Source organism: Georgenia sp. G2120 (assembly GCF_055326485.1).
On record NZ_JBUZNL010000007.1, the window covers coordinates 35,581 to 54,492 of the forward strand.

13 protein-coding genes and 1 pseudogene are annotated in these 18,912 nt (G+C 73.4%); 2 read left to right on the top strand and 12 right to left on the bottom strand.

Annotated elements, in window-relative coordinates:
* Positions 1–152: 152 nt before the first annotated feature.
* From ACZLMO_RS09380 to pyrR, 12 genes and pseudogenes are all read right to left on the bottom strand, one after another.
* A complete protein-coding gene (locus ACZLMO_RS09380) occupies positions 153–2,339 on the bottom strand; it encodes a primosomal protein N' family DNA-binding protein (RefSeq protein ID WP_463653572.1) in 2,187 nt (728 codons plus the stop codon).
* A gap of 194 nt (positions 2,340–2,533) precedes the next feature.
* Positions 2,534–3,739 carry a methionine adenosyltransferase gene (gene metK, locus ACZLMO_RS09385; protein ID WP_463653661.1) on the bottom strand — a complete coding sequence of 402 codons (1,206 nt, stop codon included), beginning with the start codon at positions 3,737–3,739 and terminating at the stop codon, positions 2,534–2,536.
* A 5-nt stretch (positions 3,740–3,744) separates the two neighbouring features.
* Positions 3,745–5,178 (bottom strand): bifunctional phosphopantothenoylcysteine decarboxylase/phosphopantothenate synthase, encoded by a 1,434-nt coding sequence (locus ACZLMO_RS09390; RefSeq protein WP_463653573.1) that lies wholly within the window; start codon positions 5,176–5,178, stop codon positions 3,745–3,747.
* Between the two features lie 7 nt (positions 5,179–5,185).
* Positions 5,186–5,449 carry a DNA-directed RNA polymerase subunit omega gene (rpoZ, locus tag ACZLMO_RS09395; RefSeq protein ID WP_425709471.1) on the bottom strand — a complete coding sequence of 88 codons (264 nt, stop codon included), beginning with the start codon at positions 5,447–5,449 and terminating at the stop codon, positions 5,186–5,188.
* A 60-nt stretch (positions 5,450–5,509) separates the two neighbouring features.
* Positions 5,510–6,139 carry a guanylate kinase gene (gmk, locus tag ACZLMO_RS09400; RefSeq protein ID WP_425713482.1) on the bottom strand — a complete coding sequence of 210 codons (630 nt, stop codon included), beginning with the start codon at positions 6,137–6,139 and terminating at the stop codon, positions 5,510–5,512.
* A gap of 36 nt (positions 6,140–6,175) precedes the next feature.
* Complete coding sequence (mihF, locus tag ACZLMO_RS09405) at positions 6,176–6,487, bottom strand: integration host factor, actinobacterial type (protein ID WP_425713483.1); 312 nt, start codon at positions 6,485–6,487, stop codon at positions 6,176–6,178.
* A 160-nt stretch (positions 6,488–6,647) separates the two neighbouring features.
* Complete coding sequence (gene pyrF / locus ACZLMO_RS09410; RefSeq protein ID WP_425713484.1) at positions 6,648–7,616, bottom strand: orotidine-5'-phosphate decarboxylase; 969 nt, start codon at positions 7,614–7,616, stop codon at positions 6,648–6,650.
* A complete protein-coding gene (carB, locus tag ACZLMO_RS09415; RefSeq protein ID WP_425713485.1) occupies positions 7,613–10,960 on the bottom strand; it encodes a carbamoyl-phosphate synthase large subunit in 3,348 nt (1,115 codons plus the stop codon). Before carB ends, pyrF begins: the two co-directional genes overlap by 4 nt.
* Complete coding sequence (carA, locus tag ACZLMO_RS09420; RefSeq protein ID WP_463653574.1) at positions 10,960–12,165, bottom strand: glutamine-hydrolyzing carbamoyl-phosphate synthase small subunit; 1,206 nt, start codon at positions 12,163–12,165, stop codon at positions 10,960–10,962. The genes carB and carA overlap by 1 nt, the downstream gene beginning before the upstream one ends.
* Positions 12,166–13,497 (bottom strand): dihydroorotase, encoded by a 1,332-nt coding sequence (locus tag ACZLMO_RS09425; RefSeq protein ID WP_425713487.1) that lies wholly within the window; start codon positions 13,495–13,497, stop codon positions 12,166–12,168.
* The gene (locus tag ACZLMO_RS09430; protein WP_425713488.1) at positions 13,494–14,501 is read right to left on the bottom strand and encodes an aspartate carbamoyltransferase catalytic subunit; all 1,008 of its coding nucleotides are present in this window, start codon (positions 14,499–14,501) and stop codon (positions 13,494–13,496) included. The genes ACZLMO_RS09425 and ACZLMO_RS09430 overlap by 4 nt, the downstream gene beginning before the upstream one ends.
* A 194-nt stretch (positions 14,502–14,695) precedes the next feature.
* A pseudogene (pyrR, locus tag ACZLMO_RS09435) lies at positions 14,696–15,238 on the bottom strand (bifunctional pyr operon transcriptional regulator/uracil phosphoribosyltransferase PyrR); the annotation flags it as partial.
* A gap of 653 nt (positions 15,239–15,891) precedes the next feature.
* On the opposite strand from pyrR, the gene ACZLMO_RS09440 reads away from it, so the two are divergent.
* Complete coding sequence (locus ACZLMO_RS09440; RefSeq protein ID WP_425714051.1) at positions 15,892–16,614, top strand: ABC transporter ATP-binding protein; 723 nt, start codon at positions 15,892–15,894, stop codon at positions 16,612–16,614.
* Entirely contained in the window at positions 16,611–18,902 is a 2,292-nt protein-coding gene (locus tag ACZLMO_RS09445; protein ID WP_425714052.1) for an FtsX-like permease family protein, read from the top strand. The genes ACZLMO_RS09440 and ACZLMO_RS09445 overlap by 4 nt, the downstream gene beginning before the upstream one ends.
* Positions 18,903–18,912 lie beyond the last annotated feature (10 nt).

Genomic DNA, 18,912 nt, shown 5'->3' on the forward strand with positions numbered 1-18,912 from the left:
TGCCGCCGACGAAGGCCCTCCACGGCGCACGACGACGACACCCGGACGCGCACGTGCCCGACGAACGGGCGAACGCCCGTCACGGCGCACGACGACGACCACCGCGCTCGCCCACCACCTGGTCCTGGCGGGCCTCCTGGCGCCCGCCCGCCCTACAGCATGTCGGTGGGCGCGACCTGGACCCGGACCGCCCCCGGCTCCTTGCGCGCCGAGCGGGCGGCCGCCGCGGCGGCGAGCAGCGGACCGGGCTCGGTGCCGGCGGGGGCACGGACGACGGCCCGGACCTCCGGCGCGCCCGATCCCGAGGAACCACCCGTGCTCCCGCCCGAACGTCCAGCCGATCGTCCACCCGGTCCCGCTCCCCCGTCGTCCCGCGCTCCCGCGCTCCCGCGAGTGAACGGCTCGACCGGCACGGGCCCCAGCACGTCGATCCCGGTCGCTCGGTCGTCGGCCATGAGGTGGTCGAGGAATGCGCGCACGGGACCGGACTCCCCCGTCACGACGGCGACGTCAGCCGCCGGCGGCAGACCCAGCTCGGCCCGCTCCGCGAGCTCCCGTTCGGCCAGCCCGACCGGGTCCCAGCGGACGAACGCCTGCGCCACCTGCGGCGCCGGTCCGCCGAGCAGCAGCACGCGGCCACCCTCGGGGGCGGCACGGACGAGCGCGGCGGCGCTCACCCACCGGCGCATGGCCTCCTCGGCCGCCGCGAGGCCGGGGCGCGCCGTCGCGACACCGCCGTCGAGGAGGACAGCCGCGACGTACCCACCGTCGGCGGTGGGTTCCGCCCCTGGGGTGGCCACGACGAGTCGGGGCTGGTCGTCGACCGTCCGCGCGACCCCGGTCTCCTGCCCGCCGCCCGACGCCAGCACCGGGACGCCGGGGAAGGCACGCCCCAGCTCGTGGGAGGTCCGACCGGCGCCCACCCGGATCGCCCGTAGCGCGGTCGAACCGCACGTGGGGCAGCGGAAGTCGGCGGCGCTGCGCGCGCACCACCGGCACGACGGAGGCGCGCCCGTCGCCGTCGCCTGCAACGGACCCGAGCAGTGCCGGCAGCGAGCAGGCTCCCGGCACCTCGCGCACGCGAGCGCGGGCACGTAGCCGGCGCGGGCGACCTGGACGAGGACCGGCCCGTCGGCGAGCGAGTCGCGGACGAGTCGCCAGGCCTCGTGCGGGATCCGCGCGTGCGCGGCGGGGCCCTCGGCGGCGAGGGCGAGGTCGCTGGGTGCGATGACCCGTGGGGTGCGCGCGCGCACGAGCGCCCGGTCCGCGGCGAGCGACGCCGCCGTCCCGGTGGCGACGAGGTGCTGGGCGGCCACGGAGCGTCCGACGGCGATGATCGCGAGGGCCGCCCGCTCCCCCGACGCCCGGGGGCGGTCGGCCGTCCCGTCGTCGGGCAGGTGCCGCGCGAGCAGGACGTCGCGGGCGTGCGGGTACGGGGCGCGCGGCTCCTCCAGCCGGTCGTCCCCGTCCTCGACGAGCACGACGAGCCCGAGGTTCGTGACCGGCGCGAACGCGGCGGCCCGCGTGCCGACGACCACGCGTGCCTCCCCCGTCAGGGCACGCAGGAAGGTCCGGTACCGGCGCGCGGTCCCGTCCTCGGCGGACAGGCGCACGACGGCGGGGATCCCCGCGTCCTCGAGCGCCGCGAGGACCTCCTCGACGTGACGCGCGGTCGGCGCGACGACAAGTGCGCCGCGGCCGGAGTCGTGCCCCGCACGCACGGCACGGGCGACGAGGGCCGCGGTGGTGCCCGGCAGCGCCGTGACGACCGCGGCGGGCGAGTGTCCTGCGGCCACATGGGAGAGGAAGGCCGGACCTGCCGCGAGCTCGCCCCAGGGACCGGGATCGGACGGTGCCTCCTCCTCCGACGCGTCGGAGCGGGCAGCGGGAGGATCCACCGCCCAACCGCCCCGCGCCTGGGCGACCGAGTCCTCCGTGCCCGCGTGACGTGGGGGCACGGCGAGGCGCACGACGTCGGCAGTCGTCCCACCGTGCGCGCGTGCGACGGCGCGGCACAGCCGCGCGATCTCCGGGGCGAGCACGGGTGCGGCGCTCACCGCGCGACGGAGCGGCGCGAGGTCGGAGCGGTCGGTCCCCCGCGTGCGCGCCGTGACGTATCCGCCGAGCTCGCGCCCGGCGAACCGCACGCGGACGCGCGATCCGATCGCCACGCGCTCCGCCATGGCCGGCGGCACAACGTAGTCGAAGGGGCGGTCGAGGTGCGCGAGCGGGGTCTCGACAAGTACCGACACGACGTCCGCGTCCGGGTCCCCCGCGGCGCCGGGCGGCGCAAGGTCGACGAGGTCGCCCAGGGAGGGCTGCTCGGCGCGGGGGGTCATCGCCACATCACATCACGCGGGCCGGACACCCGGCGTCGTCGTCGGCCCGCCCTGTGCACGAGGCTGTGTCTCGGACACCTGTGGGACCGGGTGACGACCCCGCGCGCCGGAGGTGCCTGACCCCGTCGCGTCTCGGACCCTGGGAACGCCCGGCCCCCGGCCCGACCGGCCGGCAGACGGTCGAGGCAGCGGTCTCAGACCCCCGCGGCGGACCGCAGGGCGTCGACGCGGTCGAGGCGCTCCCAGGGCAGGTCGAGGCTCGGCCGGCCGAAGTGGCCGTACGCCGCGAGCGGCCGGTAGATCGGCCGCAACAGCTCGAGGTCGCGGATGACGGCGAGCGGACGCAGGTCGAAGACCTCGCGCACGGCCCGCTCGATCGCCTCCTCGGGGACAGCAGCGGTGCCGAAGGTCTCGACGTAGATCGACACCGGGGCCGCCTGCCCGATCGCGTACGCGACCTGGACCTCGCATCGCCGCGCGAGACCGGCAGCCACGACGTTCTTCGCCACCCACCGCATGGCGTACGCGGCGGAGCGGTCGACCTTGCTCGGGTCCTTGCCCGAGAAGGCGCCGCCGCCGTGCCGGGCCATGCCCCCGTACGTGTCGACGATGATCTTGCGTCCGGTGAGCCCCGCGTCCCCCATGGGGCCGCCGAGGACGAACCTGCCGGTCGGGTTGACGAGCACGGCCAGGCCGCCGGCGTCGACACCGGACGCCGCGCCGGTGAGCTCGGCGTCGAGGACCGGGTCGACCACGAGCGAGCGCACGGCGTCGTCGAGCATGCCCTGGGTGACGTCCTCGTCGTGCTGCGTGGAGACGACGATGCCGGTGACCGCCTCGGGGCCGGCGTCCCCGTAGCCGACCGTCACCTGGGTCTTCCCGTCGGGGCGCAGCCACGCGACGGTCCCCTCGCGGCGCACCTGGGCGAGGCGCTCGGCGAGGCGGTGCGAGAGGTGGATCGGCAACGGCATGTAGCTGTCGGTCTCGTCCGTCGCGTACCCGAACATCAGGCCCTGGTCGCCGGCGCCCTGCACGTCGAGCGGGTCGATCTCGCCCGTGTCGTCGCGGGTCTCGAGGGACTTGTCGACGCCGGCCGCGATGTCGGCCGACTGCTCCCCCACGCTCACGGACACGCCGCACGACCGGCCGTCGAACCCGACCTCGGAGGACGTGTACCCGATCGCGCTGATCTCGCGCCGCACGATCGTGGGGATGTCGACGTACCCCTCCGTGCGGATCTCGCCGGCCACGTGGACCTGACCGGTCGTGACGAGACACTCGACGGCGACCCTCGCCTCCGGGTCCTCCCGCAGCAGCTCGTCGAGGATCGCGTCGGAGATGCGGTCGCAGATCTTGTCCGGGTGCCCCTCGGTGACGGACTCGGACGTGAAGGTGCGCAGCTGGGTCACTGCCCAATCGTAGGCGCGGCCAGGCGGTCGACGACGACGTCGAGCAGGGCGTCCGCCATCTGGTCCTTGCTGCCGGCACTGGTGGCCACGACCTCGCCCGCGGCGTCGAGGATCGTCAGCTCCGTGTCGACGTCCCCGAACCCGACGCCTACGCCGACGGCGTTGACGGCCAGCAGGTCGGCGCGCTTCCGGATCGCCTTGGCGCGGCCGTGCTCGAGCACGCTGCCGCTCTCGTCACCCGTCTCCGCCGCGAAACCGACGACGAGCTGGTCCGCCCGGGGACGGTCCGCCGCGAGGCCGGCGAGGATGTCCGGGTTCTCGACCAGCTCGATCGTGCGCCTGCCGCTGCCGTCCTTCTTCGCCTTCGACGTGCCCGCCTCCGCCGGGCGGAAGTCCGCCACGGCGGCGGCCATGACGACGACGTCGGCCTCGGCGGCGGCCGCGGTCACGGCGTCGGCGAGCTCGAGCGCAGAACCCACGGGCACGACGTCGATCGCCAGCTCGTCGGGCAGCAGCGCCGCCTCGACGTTGGCGGCGAGCAGGGTGACCCGGGCGCCACGGTCGGCGGCCGCGCGGGCGATGGCGATCCCCTGGCGTCCCGTCGATCGGTTGCCGATGAACCGCACCGGGTCCAGCGGCTCGTGGGTACCGCCGGCGGAGACGACGACGCGGCGGCCCGCAAGGTCCTGCCGCCTCGGCGGGCAGGCGCCCGACGCCATCGGGCCGGGACCGCCGCCGGCGTCGACGTCGGGCAGCCCGTGGATGGTCGCGCCGGCACCGCTCGTGCCGGAGGGGGTGGCAACGGCGTCGGTCCCGGCCGACGTGAGGTCGGCGCGGGCGATCTCGCGGCCCTCGGGCGAGAGGCCGACGAGGGCGAGCGCGGCGGCGACGATGCGCTCGGGCTCGGGCAGGCGGCCGGGACCGGTGTCGGCGCCCGTGAGGCGGCCGGAGTCCGGGTCGAGGACGGCGACGCCGCGGGACCGCAGGGTGGCCACGTTGGCGCAGGTCGCGGGGTGCTGCCACATCTCGGTGTGCATCGCCGGTGCGAGGAGCACGGGGCACGTGGCGGTCAGCAGCGTGGCCGTCAGCAGGTCGTCCGCGAGTCCGGCGGCGGCCCGGGCCATGGTGTTCGCCGTCGTGGGGACGACGAGGACGAGGTCGGCGTGCCGGCCGAGGTCGACGTGGTCGACCGCCGTGGCGCCGTCGAGAACCTCCGCGCGCACGGGCTGGCCGGACAGGGCCTCGAAGGTGGGGGCGCCGACCATCGCGAGGGCGGTGGTCGTGGGCACGACGCGGACGCGGTGCCCGGCCTCGGTGAGCAGGCGCAGGACGAGGGGCGCCTTGTAGGCCGCGATGCCGCCGGTGACGCCGAGGACGACGTTCAGACGGCGGGGGGCGCGGTCGCCCTCACGCTGCTCCCCCGCCGTCACGACCGGGTCAGTCCTCGGTGCGCGTGAGCGTGAGCTGGCCGGCGTTGATCTCGCGCAGCGCGATGGAGAGCGACTTCTCCTCGGGCGCCGACGGCACGAGCGGGCCGACGAACTCCAGCAGGCCGTCCTGCAGCTGCTGGTTGTAGGTGTTGATCTGACGCGCGCGCTTGGCGGCGTAGATGACGAGTGCGTACTTCGAGTCGACGGTCGTCAGGAGCTCGTCGATCGGCGGGTCCGTGATGCCGATGGGCTCGGCGACTGTTCCAGCCATGGGTCCTCCTCGGTGGTGGGCGCACCGCCGCGGCTGGCGGCGGGCGCACGGCCTCCCATGCTACCGCGCGGGCGCCCGGACCAGGCCCATGAGTGACGCGAGCGCCTGTGCGGCCTCGGTCACGTCGGAGTTGACGATGATCTCGTCGAACTCCGCCACGGACGCGAGCTCGACGTCGGCCGTGGCGAGCCGGCGTGCCCGTTCCTCCTCGGTCTCGGTCCCCCGGCCGACGAGCCGGCGCACGAGCTCGGCGCGGTCGGGCGGCGCGAGGAACACGTGGCGCGCCCCCGGCATGGCGGCACGCACCTGTCGATGCCCCTGGAGGTCGAGCTCGAGGAGCACCGGACGCCCCGTGGCGAGCTGGTCGACCACGGCGCGCCGCGGCGTCCCGTACCGGTGGACCCCGTGCACGACCGCCCACTCGAGCATGCCCCCGGAGTCGACGGCCTCGTCGAACTGGGCGGGCGTGAGGAAGTGGTAGTGCACCCCGTCGATCTCGCCGGGACGGATCGGCCGGGTCGTCGCCGAGACCGAGTACCAGAGGTCCGGGTAGAGCCTGCGCAGCTCGTTGACGACCGTGCCCTTCCCGACCGCTGTCGGTCCCGAGAGCACCGTCAGGCGCGCGGTGTCGACGGGCGCCTGCGGCGTCACGGGATCGGTGTCGGCTCCAGGGGTCGTCTCGTCGGGCACCGCCTCATTGTGGCAGCCCACGCCGAGCGCGTCCGCCTACCCGAACCGGTCGACCAGCTTCGAGCGCTGGTGCGGCCCGAGCCCGCGCACGCGGCGCGACTCGGCGATGTTGAACTCGGCCATGATCGCCCGCGCCGTCGACGAACCGACGCCGGGCATCGCCTCGAGCAGCGCGACGACCTTGAGCTTGTTGAGCGCCTCGTCGTCTGCCGCGCGGTCGAGCACGTCGGAGAGCTGCAGGGCGCCGGCCTTGAGCTTGGACTTGACCTCGGCGCGCACGCGACGCGCCTCGGCGGCCTTGGCCAGGGCCGCAGCCCGTTCGTCGGCCGTGAGCGGGGGGACTGTCACAACGACCACCTCGTCAGTTGGTGAGCACGGGTCCGGGGTAGAGGCTGACACTAGCCTCTGGGACGCAGATCACGCCAGATGAACACGCAGGTCCGTGCAGGGAGACAGCGGGCGCCTGGCGGGTGGCGGGGCGGTGAACGTCTCGCGACGACCGCCCGCCTCAGCTCTCGCGCAGCGCGGAGGTCACGAGGCCCGCGGTCTCGCGGGCAGCGCGCGCGACGGCGCCCCGGTCCGGCCCCGCGGCGAGGACCGACCGGGAGACGGCGGCGAGCACCCGGTGGCGCGCCGGGCCGAAGACGGCCCGCAGCTCCTCGGCCCCGGCGCCCTGCGCGCCCACGCCCGGGGCCAGGAGGATCCCGCCCGTGCCGGTGAGGTCGAGCCCGAGGTCGGCGACGGCGGTGCCCGTCGTCGCCCCGACGACCAGGCCTACATGGCCGGGCACGTCGTCGTCGGTCCGCGCCTCGGCGTTGCGGGCCGCGGCCCAACGAGCGACCTCGCCGGCGACCGAGCCGCCCGCACCACTCCCCCGGACGCTCGCGTGCTGAACGGCCGCGCCCTCGGGGTTCGACGTGAGCGCGAGGGCGAAGACTCCCCGTCCGTTGGCGTGCGCGAGGGCCGCGGTCTCCGTGAGCGAGTCCGGGCCCAGGTAGGGAGAGACCGTGATCGCGTCGGCGGGCATGGGCGCGTCGTCGCCGAGGTGGGCTGCCGCGTAGGCGGCCATCGTCGAGCCGATGTCCCCGCGCTTGACGTCGAGGACGGTGAGGAGACCGGCGGACGTCGCCGCCGCGAGCACCTCCTGCAGCGCCGCCCAGCCGGCGGGACCGAAGCGCTCGAAGAACGCCGACTGCGGCTTGAGAGCCGCCACGCGGCCCGCCACCTCGTCGACGACCCGCAGGCCGAGCTCCCGGGCGCCGTCGGCGCTGTCCGGCAGCCCCCACGCCGCCAGCAGGGGCGCGTGCGGGTCGACCCCGACGCACAGCGGGCCGTGCTCGTCCATCGCGCGGGCGAGCCGCGCGCCGAACCCGGGTCGGTCCCCGGCGCCGACGTGGCCCGCCGCCGACGGGTTCGCCGCGCCCGGGGCACCGGCAGATCCCACCGGGCCCGCAGCGCCGCCGGACGGACCGGTCACGCCGTGGCTCCGGCCGTCGTCGGGCCGGATCCCGCCCCGGCGAGCCGGGCGTCCCGGGCGGCGTCGAGCTCCTGGAGCGGGGCCACGTCGAAGGCCCCGGCCCGCTCGGCCTCGATCGCGCGCACGGCGACGCTCAGCTGCGCCGTCGTCGTGATGATCGCGCGGTCCACGGCGGTGGTCGCCGTCCGGATCTCGTACCCGTCGGCGCGGGCGCCCTGACCGCTCGGGGTGTTGATGACCATGTCCACCTCGCCCTCGGTGATGAGGTCGATGATGGTCGGCTCGCCGTTCGGACCGCGCCCGGCGGAGTGCTTGCGCACGGTCGTGGACGGGATGCCGTGCCGGTGGAGGACCGCCGCCGTGCCCTCGGTGGCGAGGAGCTCGAACCCGAGGTCGACGAGGCGGGCGGCCGGCCCGGCGATGTCCCGCTTGTCCCGGTCGGCGACCGAGACGAACACCTTGCCGCCGCTGGGCAGCCCGCCGAACGCCGCGGTCTGGGACTTCGCGAACGCGACCGGCAGGGTCGGGCCGATGCCCATGACCTCGCCCGTCGAGCGCATCTCCGGCCCGAGGATCGAGTCGACGACCTGCCCCTCCCGGGTGGCGAACCGCTTGAAGGGCAGCACGGCCTCCTTGACCGCGATCGCGGAGCCGAGGTCGACCACGGAGGCGTCGACGCCGGGCAGGAGCCCGGAGTCCCTGAGGTCGGCGATCGACTCCCCCGCCATCACGCGGGCCGCGGCGCGCGCGAGCGGCACGCCGGTGGCCTTGGCGACGAACGGGACGGTGCGCGAGGCGCGCGGGTTGGCCTCGATGACGTAGAGGACGTCGGAGACGAGCGCGAACTGGATGTTGATGAGCCCGTGCACGCCGACCCCGGCGGCGATCGCCTCGGTCGACTCCCGGATCCTGCTCAGCTCGCCGGCGGACAGCGAGACCGGGGGCAGGACGCACGAGGAGTCGCCGGAGTGGATGCCGGCCTCCTCGATGTGCTCCATGACGCCCGCGAGGTAGAGCTCGGTGCCGTCGTACAGGGCGTCGACGTCGATCTCCACGGCGTCGTCGAGGAACCGGTCGACGAGCAGCGGGGCGGCCCGACGGGTCGCGTCGCCGGCGTGGACCGTCGCGTCGGCGAGGTAGTCGCCGAGGTCGGCCTCGTCGTAGACGATCTGCATCCCACGCCCGCCGAGGACGTAGCTCGGCCGCACGAGCACCGGGTAGCCGATCTCGGCCGCGACGGCGAGCGTCTCGGCCGGCGAGGTCGCGGTGCCGTGGGCGGGCGAGGGCAGGCCCGCCTCGTCGAGGACGCGGCCGAAGATCTCGCGGTCCTCCGCGGCGTCGATCGCCTCGGGCGAGGTGCCGAGGATCGGGACGCCGGCGTCGGCGAGGCGCTGGGCGAGCGAGAGGGGCGTCTGCCCGCCGAGCTGGACGATGACGCCCTCGACCGGGCCGGCCGCGACCTCGGCCCGGTAGACCTCCATGACGTCCTCGAACGTCAGCGGCTCGAAGTAGAGCCGGTCGGAGATGTCGTAGTCGGTCGAGACCGTCTCGGGGTTGCAGTTGACCATGACGGTGGTGAACCGGTCGGCCAGCTCGAGGGTGGCGTGCACGCACGAGTAGTCGAACTCGATGCCCTGGCCGATCCGGTTGGGGCCCGAGCCGAGGATGATGACGGCCGGCTTCTCGCGCGGGGCCACCTCGGTCTCGGTGTCGTAGGCCGAGTAGTGGTACGGCGTCTCGGAGGCGAACTCGGCGGCGCACGTGTCCACGGTCTTGTAGACCGGGTGCAGGTCGAACGCCCGCCGCACCTCGCGCACGGCGTCCTCGGACAGGCCGCGCAGCTCCCCGATCTGGACGTCGGAGAGCCCGTGCCGCTTGGCGCGCCGCAGGACGTCGGCCGTGAGCGCGTGCGAGTCGGCGACCTCGCGGGCCACCTCCTCCATCAGCACCATCTGGTCGAGGAACCACGGGTCGATCCACGTGGCCTCGAACAGCTCCTCGACGCTCGCGCCACCACGGATGGCCTGCTGGACGTCGACGAGGCGGTGCTCGGTCGGGGTGGCGGTGGAGGCGACGAGCCGGGCGAGCTCCTCACCGGCGGGCGCCTCGCCGCGCCAGTGCAGCTGCTGGCCGGACTGGTCGAGCGAGCGCAGCGCCTTGCCGAGGGCCTCGGTGAAGTTGCGGCCGAGGGCCATGGCCTCGCCCACGGACTTCATCGTCGTCGTCAGCGTGGGGTCGGCGGCGGGGAACTTCTCGAACGCGAACCTCGGGACCTTGACCACGACGTAGTCGAGCGAGGGCTCGAAGCTCGCCGGCGTGGAGCCGGTGATGTCGTTGGGGATCTCCGGAAGCGTGTAGCCGATGGCCAGGCGCGCCGCGATCTTGGCGATCGGGAACCCGGTGGCCTTCGAGGCCAGCGCGGAGGAGCGCGAGACGCGGGGGTTCATCTCGATGACGACGATCCGGCCCGTGCTCGGCTCGACCGCGAACTGGACGTTGCAGCCGCCCGTGTCGACCCCGACCTCGCGCAGCACGGCGATGCCGATGTCCCGCATCCGCTGGTACTCGCGGTCGGTGAGCGTCATCGCGGGCGCCACCGTGATCGAGTCGCCCGTGTGGACGCCGACGGGGTCAACGTTCTCGATCGAGCACACGACGACGACGTTGTCCGCCTTGTCGCGCATGAGCTCGAGCTCGAACTCCTTCCAGCCGAGGATCGACTCCTCGAGGAGCACCTCGGTGGTCGGCGAGAAGTGCAGACCGGCACCCGCGATGCGGTCGAGGTCCTCGCGCGTGTAGGCGAGGCCGGAGCCGAGGCCGCCCATCGTGAAGCTCGGCCGGACCACGAGGGGCAGGCCGAGCTCGTCGGCCGCCGCGTGCACCTCGTCGAGGGAGTGCGCGATGACCGAGCGGGCGGACTCGCCGCCGGCGCGCTCGACGACCTCCTTGAATGCATAGCGGTCCTCGGCCTTGTTGATGGCGTCGACGGACGCGCCGATGAGCTCGATGCCGAGGCGGTCGAGCACCCCGGAGTCGTGCAGCGCGATCGCCGTGTTGAGGGCGGTCTGGCCGCCGAGGGTCGGCAGGATCGCGTCGGGGCGCTCCTTGAGCAGGATGGCCTCGACGACCTCGGGGGTGATCGGCTCGACGTAGGTCGCGTCGGCCACCTCGGGGTCGGTCATGATCGTCGCGGGGTTGGAGTTGACGAGGACGACCCGCAGGCCCTCCTCGCGCAGCACCCGGCACGCCTGGGTGCCGGAGTAGTCGAACTCGGCGGCCTGGCCGATGACGATCGGGCCCGAGCCGATGACGAGGACGGAGCTGAGGTCGGTCCGGCGGGGCATCAGTTCTCCTGCGAGGTGGTCGGGGTCGCGTCCTCGGCGCCGCGGGGGGCGGCCATGAGCGCGAGGAAGCGGTCGAAGAGGTGCTCGCCGTCGTGCGGTCCGGCGGCGGCCTCGGGGTGGTACTGGACGGAGAACGCCGGGACGTCGAGGGCGCGCAGGCCCTCGACCACCTGGTCGTTGAGTCCGACGTGGCTGACCTCGACCCGGCCGTAGCGGCCGTCGTCGAACGGGGCGACCGACTCCCCCTCGACCGGGGCGTCGACGGCGAACCCGTGGTTGTGCGCCGTGATCTCCACGCGGCCGGTCTCCTTGTCGAGGACCGGCTGGTTGACGCCGCGGTGGCCGTAGGCGAGCTTGAACGTGCCGTACCCGAGGGCCCGCCCGAGGAGCTGGTTGCCGAAGCAGATGCCGAAGAACGGCAGCTTCTCATCGAGGATGCCGCGCAGCAGCTCGACCTCGTGCTCGGCGGCCGCCGGGTCGCCGGGGCCGTTGGAGAAGAAGACGCCGTCGGGCGACAGGGCGAGAACCTCCGCGAGCGTGGTGTCGCGGGGGACGACGTGGACGCGGGCGCCGCGCTCGGCGAGCTGGGCGGGCGTGCGCGCCTTGATCCCCAGGTCGACGGCGACCACGGTGGCGACCGGGTCGCCGTCGGGCTCGATCGTGTACCGCTCTCCGGTCGAGACCTCGCCCGCGAGGTCGGAGCCGGACATCGCCGGGGCGTCCCGCACCACCTCGACGAGCACCTCGACGGCCTGCGGGTGCAGGTCGGCGGCGCCCGCGGGCAGGGCCGAGCCGGAGAAGATGCCGGCGCGCATGACGCCCTGGTCGCGCAGGCGGCGGGTGAGCGCGCGGGTGTCGACCTCGCAGATGCCGACGACGCCCTCGGCCGCGAGGCGCTCCTCGAGCCCGCCCGTCGCGCGCCAGCTGGAGGCCCGGCGGGCGGCGTCGCGCAGGACGTAGCCGGCGACCCACACCTGGCCGGACTCGTCGTCCTCGTCGTTGACGCCGGTGTTGCCGATGTGCGGCGCCGTCATCACGACGATCTGGCGGTGGTAGCTCGGGTCGGTGAGCGTCTCCTGGTAGCCGGTCATGCCGGTGGAGAAGACGATCTCGCCCAGGGTGCGTCCCTCGGCGGCGTAGCCGGACCCTTGGTAGGTCGTGCCGTCCTCGAGGACGAGCAGGGCGGGTGTGCGCGCGGCGCTCACTCAGGACTCCTTCTTCGTAGGCAGCGGGGCGAGGTCCTCGACCAGGCGACCGTCGGTGACGGTCGCGCGTCCCGCGTAGAACGTGTGGACGACGGCGCCGGCGAGCTCCCGCCCGGCGAACGGCGAGTTGCGGGACCGCGAGGCGTGCGTGCCCGGGTCGACGGTACGCCGGGCCGCGGGGTCGACGAGCGTGAGGTGCGCGGGGGCACCCACCTCGAGGGGCCGACCCTGGTCCGCCACGCGCCCGATCGCCGCGGGGGCGGTCGACATCACGCGGGCGACCCCGGCCCAGTCGAGCAGGCCGGTCTCGACCATGGTGGTGGTGACGACGGCGAGCGCGGTCTCGAGCCCGGTCATGCCCATGGCCCCGGCGGCCCACTCGGTGTCCTTGTCCTCGGCGGCGTGCGGGGCGTGGTCGGTGGCGACGATGTCGATCGTCCCGTCGGCCAGGCCGGCGCGCACGGCCTCGACGTCGGCCGCCGTCCGCAGGGGCGGGTTGACCTTGTACAGCGGGTCGTAGTCGCGCACGAGGTCGTCGGTGAGCAGGAGGTGGTGCGGCGTCACCTCGGCGGTGACGGCGATCCCGCGGGCCTTCGCCCAGCGGATGATGTCGACCGACCCGGCGGTCGAGAGGTGGCACACGTGCAGCCGCGAGCCGACGTGCTCGGCCAGCAGGACGTCGCGGGCGATGATCGACTCCTCCGCGACGGCCGGCCAGCCGGTCATGCCGAGCTCGGCGGAGACGACGCCCTCGTGCATCTGGGCGCCCTCGGTGAGGCGGGGGTCCTGGGCGTGCTGGGCGATGACGCCGTCGACGGTGCGGACGTACTCGAGCGCGCGGCGCATGAGGACGGGGTCGGACACGCAGCGACCGTCGTCGGAGAAGACGGTGACTCCGGCCGCGGAGCGGTGCATGGCGCCGAGCTCGGCGAGCTGGGCGCCGGCCAGACCGACGGAGACGGCGCCGACGGGGCGGACGTCGACGTAGCCCGCCTCGCGCCCCAGGCGCCACACCTGCTCGACGACGCCCGCGGTGTCGGCCACCGGCATCGTGTTGGCCATCGCATGGACGGCCGTGAACCCGCCGGCCGCGGCGGCCCGCGAACCGGTCGCGACCGTCTCGGTATCCTCCCGGCCGGGCTCGCGCAGGTGGGTGTGCAGGTCGACGAGGCCGGGGAGCGCGACGAGGCCGTCGGCGTCGGTCCGGGTGGCGTCCGCGGGCGCCTGGTCGGCCGCGTCCTCGCCCACGGCGGCGATGACGCCGTCGACGAGCAGCAGGTCGGCGCGGTCGGCGCCGAGGAGTCGGGCGCCGGTGATGAGGTGGCTGGTCATGACGTGGTCCCTTCGGAGCCGGCGAGCAGGAGGTAGAGCACGGCCATGCGCACGGCGACCCCGTTGCGGACCTGCTCGAGGACGACGCTGCGCGAGGAGTCCGCGGCCTCGGCCGAGATCTCCAGGCCACGGTTCATCGGCCCGGGGTGCATGACGATCGCGTGCGGTTGCAGGACGGCGAGCCGGTCGGCGTCGAGCCCGTAGAGGCGGTGGTACTCCAGCGGGGACGGGAAGAATCCCCCGCCGCCGGCGGACATCCGCTCGGCCTGGACGCGGAGCATCATCACCGCGTCGGGACCGGTGGCCAGGGCCGCGTCGAGGTGGTGCTCGACCCGGGCGTGCCAGGCGTGCACCCCGACGGGCAGCAGGGTCGGCGGCGCCACGAGCGTGACGTCCGCGCCGAGCGTGGTGAGCAGGTCGACGTTCGACCGGGCCACCCGCGAGTGCAGGACGTCCCCGACGACGACGACGCGCGCACCGTCCAGGTCGCTGCCCGGCGGCGCGGGGGTGTCCGTCGTCGTGGGCTCCCCGGGGGCCGGGTCCTCGGCGCGCGCGTGGAGGTGGCGCCGCAGGGTGAAGGCGTCGAGCAGGGCCTGGGTGGGGTGCTGGTGCGTGCCGTCGCCGGCGTTGAGGATCGGGACGTCCGTCCACCCGGCGTGGGCGAGGCGGTGCGGGGCGCCGGAGGACGGGTGGCGGACGACGACGCCGTCGGCGCCCATCGCGCGCAGCGTGAGCGCGGTGTCCTTGAGGGACTCCCCCTTCGACACCGAGGAGCCCTTGGCGGAGAAGTTGATGACGTCGGCGCTCAGGCGCTTGGCGGCTGCCTCGAACGAGATGCGGGTGCGCGTGGAGTCCTCGAAGAAGAGGTTGACGACCGTGCGGCCGCGCAGGGTGGGGAGCTTCTTCATCTCCCGCTGCTGCGTGGCGGCCATCTGCTCGGCGGTGTCGAGGACGCGGACGGCCTCGGCCCGGTCGAGGTCGGCGGCGGACAGCAGGTGCCTCATCGGGTGGCCTCCCCCGTGTCGGTGGTGACGGCGGGTGTGGTGCCTGTGCCGGTGCTCGCGCGGCTGCCGAGGTCGGTCCGCGGCTCGGCACCGGGGACGGTGTGTTCCTCGGTCCCGCCGACGATCCACACCGAGTCGGCCTCGCCGGACGTCTCGTCCGGGGACCCCGCCGTGCCGGCGCCACCGACGGTCCGGTCCGTCTCCGCGAGGCTCACCCGCACGCTCTCCTCGCGGGAGGTCGGCAGGTTCTTCCCGACGAAGTCGGCCCGGATCGGCAGCTCGCGGTGGCCGCGGTCGACGAGGACGGCGAGCTGGACCCGGCGCGGGCGGCCGAGGTCGCTGAGCGCGTCGAGCGCGGCGCGGATCGTGCGGCCGGAGTAGAGGACGTCGTCGACGAGGACCACGGTGCGGCCGGTGAGGTCGACCGGGACGTCGGTGCGCTCGAGCCCGCGGACCGGGTGGTCGCGCAGGTCGTCGCGGTACATCGTCGTGTCGAGCGAGCCGTGCGGGACCGGGTCCGTCAGGTCCGCGGCCCGGGCGACGCGGGCGGCGATGCGCTGCGCGAGCGGGACGCCGCGGGTGGGGATACCGAGCAGGACGAGGTCGTCCGTGCCCTGGTTGCGCTCGACGATCTCGTGCGCGATGCGGGTGAGCGAGCGGTCGATGTCGCTCGCGGTGAGGACCTCGCGGCCGGCGGGAGCGCCGGCGGGTCCGGGTACTGCTGGGTCGGGGCACATGGTGCCGTGACCTCCTTCCCTGCCTCGCTGGACAGATCGTTAAAGGATGTCGGTACAGCGATGGTACCCCTCGGCCGGGACGTGCCACCCCGCAGTTCGCCGGTGGACAGCAGTCCTCGCGATCGCCCGGAACTCTCGACCTGAAGGTGTGGTGCGCGCTACGATACGACCGTTGTCGGGTAGTGTCTGACGCCTCCTTCAGGGTGGGAGTTGGTGGCGCCTTCGCAGACTTCTGCATCTCCGATGTGTCCCACCGGGATCGGGTCATCCTGTGACAATTCGAAAGATTCTGGCGACCGTTGCACTTGTCGCCGCAGCGACACTTGTACCGAGCATGGCAACCGCGAGTCCCCTTCCAGAAGATCCGCCGACCGAACTCGCGCCCTATCAGATACCACCACCTCCGCCGGCTGGGCGGTGTGGCGCCTACTACGTCATCCAAACCAGCGGCGCGCAGGCCAGCGTCCGTGAGTGCCGAAATACGGCCGGAACCCAGATCCGTGTCAACGGCACCGTCACGGACACGGACAACGACGGACAGTGCGCCCAGGTTTACGCCTCGTACAATGTCTCAACCGCGACGGATTACGGTCCACGCGCATGCCCAAGTGGAACGCGTGTAGCATTTACGCTGCCGTGGCGAAACGGGTCGAATGCGTACATCTACCTCCGAGAGTTTGACGTCTAGATTGCTCGGAGCACCCTCCTCGGGAATCGTCTGCCGCGGAATATCCAAGGCGTATGGTCCCGACCTCGTTCTCTCCTCCGTCGACCTTGCTGTCGACGGAGGAGAGGTCGTTGCTGTCACAGGCTCCAGTGGATCGGGCAAGACGACGCTACTGCTCACTCTCGCAGGCTTGCTGCTTCCCGATTCCGGCGAGGTCGAGATTTCGGGGCGATCACTATTCATGCTCGACGATGACGCTCGAACGACGCTCCGGCGGCAGCACATCGGGCTGATCTTCCAGTTCGGCCAGCTCGTTGCCGAACTTACGGCTACGGAGAACGTCATGCTTCCGCTGCTCCTCGACGGCGCAACCAAGATCGACGCTCGGAGGCGCGCGAGAAAGCTGTTCGACGAACTTGGCATCGGCGACGTCACCAACCATTATCCGCACCAGCTCTCCGGCGGACAGCAGCAGCGCGTGGCGATCGGCAGGGCGCTGATTACGAACCCTTCCGTGGTACTCGCCGACGAACCCACCGGTTCGCTCGACTCCGGGGCCTCCGAGGCCGTCCTCGACCTCCTGATCTTGTCCGCCTCGACGCGCGGGGCGGCAGTTGTCCTCGTGACGCACGACGCTAGTGTGGCCGCGCGTACGTCTCGGCAGGTACACGTCCGGGACGGTCGGGTCACGTCGACCACCGCCCCATGACCGCCTGGCTTCTCGCGCGGCTGTGGCGCGGCGCCGGCGGCCTGCAATGGTTGTTGGCCGGCGCTCTCGTTTCCACCGTGGCTCTGGCGACCGTCGTCGTGCTGCTGGTAGGCAGCCTGCCTGCGGCGCTCGACCGTCAGGACGAGCGCACCTACTGGACCCGGCCGTCCGACTTCTCGCTGCTGGCCGACCCGGAGCTGAACCAGGACTACGCCTACATCGGCACCGTCAACGATCGGGTCGGGGAACTCGCCGTCACCGTGGTCAACGTAGCTCAGCACGGAGAGGGCATCGAACCTCCGCCGGGGATAGACGCGTTCCCCGAAGCAGGGGAGGTCCTGCTGTCACCAGCTCTGGAACGCGCAGTGGGCGACGCGGCGCTCGCGCGCTACGGCCTGCCCGCGGGAATGGTGGACGAGAGCGCCCTCGCCGGACCTGGGCACATGGTGGCAGTCCGCGGCGTGGCGGTCGAGGATCTCGCTCCGGTCGAGCTCCCGCTGCTCGACCTCGGGGAACCGCGGCCGCAGAATGGCGACCCATCGCTCGCGCTGCTACTCGCACTTGCGGGGGCCGCGATGGTGATCCCACCTCTGCTCCTCGCTCACGTCGCCACCCGCGCCGCCGCGCGAACCCGGGCTCGACGGACCGCGACTCTCGTCGTCGCCGGCGCCCCGCGTTCGCTGCTCAGGCGAGCGGTGCTGTGGGAGTCGTGCATCGGCGCCGTTCTCGGCGTCGCGGCTGGCACTCTCCTGTTTGCCGCGTTGCGCAGAATGCTGGCGCCGATCCTCGTCGAGGATCCCGCGCCGTTTCCGTCGGACCTCGTCCCGCCGGTCGGGATCGTGTTGCTCCTGGTCGTCGCCCTGCCTGTCGGAGTCGCGGTCATCGCAGTTCGCCAGGCGGATCATGCGACTCGCGACCCACTGGGAACCGGGGTGAGCAGCCATGAGGAGCCGGGGATGCATCGCACCGTGATTGCCGGCGCCCTGCTCCTGGCAGCCACTGCCGCTGTCATGCTGACCAACCTCCTCGCGGAGCGGCAGCGTCTTCTCCTCGCGGTCGCGCTGGGAGCGGGCGGTCTGCTCCTGCTCGCTCCGTGGGTGAGCCGGACCGTAGGGCGAGTTCTACGCCGTTCTCGGCGGCCGGCCGCCATGCTCGCGGGCGGAACGATTACGGCCGCTCCCCGCGCAACCGCGCGCGGCGTGACGACAGCGGGCCTCGCGGTCTTCGTCGCCACGATCTTCGTGGTCACCTTTCCTGGCGCGGTAGGTGCCGTCCAGGACGACGCGGTGATCGATCAGGCTGACGACGTCGTCCAGATCACGAGCATGGCGACCAACCAGGCGGAGCTGACACGGCTCGCCGACGACATCGGTGCGCTCGATGGTGTCGGCGACGTGGCGAGCGTCGTGACGGGGACCGCGGCCGGAGAGGGGAGCGCGTCCAGCTCTGTCTTCCCGGTCTGGATAGGGGACTGCGCGCGCATCGTCGCCGCTGCCCACCTGGACCTGACGTCATGTGCCGTCGACGGGGGTGTGTTGCTCAACGCGGCCGCGGCCGCTGTGCTCGGCCCCGCCGGACAGGTCGACGTCTATGACCTCGCCCAGCGGGACGTCGTCACAACGTTGGAGGTGCCGGACGAGAGCACGCCGTCCATGCTCACTGTCCAGACCGACGCTGCTGGAACCCTTGCGACGTCGGCGCGCGCCGTCGACGCACCCAGCGTCCTTGTCGACGAGCGGGAAGCGGGGCTGGATATGACGCACTTCCGACCCACTTTGCTGATCGCCGGGATCGACGACCCGGCCGCCCTCGACCGCGTCCGCACCCTTGTGCTCACGGCAGACCCGAGCGCGCAGGTCGCCACCCGCGAGTCCTCCCAGGAGGGATTCGACGGACAGCTGCGCCGCTACTACAGCATCATGCTGTGGGGCGGCGGCGCCGTGCTCGGGACGTCCGCTGTCGCACTCCTCCTCGCAAACCTGACCACAGCGATCGAGAGTGCACGAACGCTAGCCGTCCTGCACGCCGTCGGGACGCCGCACCGGAGCCTGCGCCGGGTCGTCCTGCTCGTCACCGTAGTCCCACTGCTGCTGTTCTCGTTCGTCGCCGCCGGGCTCGGACTCATGGTGGCGGCGCTTGCCCCAGGAAGCCTGGGCGCAACGGGATGGAGCGCCCTCGTCAGTCTGTGGCCCGTGGCAGTAGGCGTCGCGGGGGCCGCCGCGATTGGCAGCGTGGCTGCCCTGATCGTGCCCAGGGCCACCGCGGTCGATCACCTGCATGGTGCCTGAGAAGTGATCG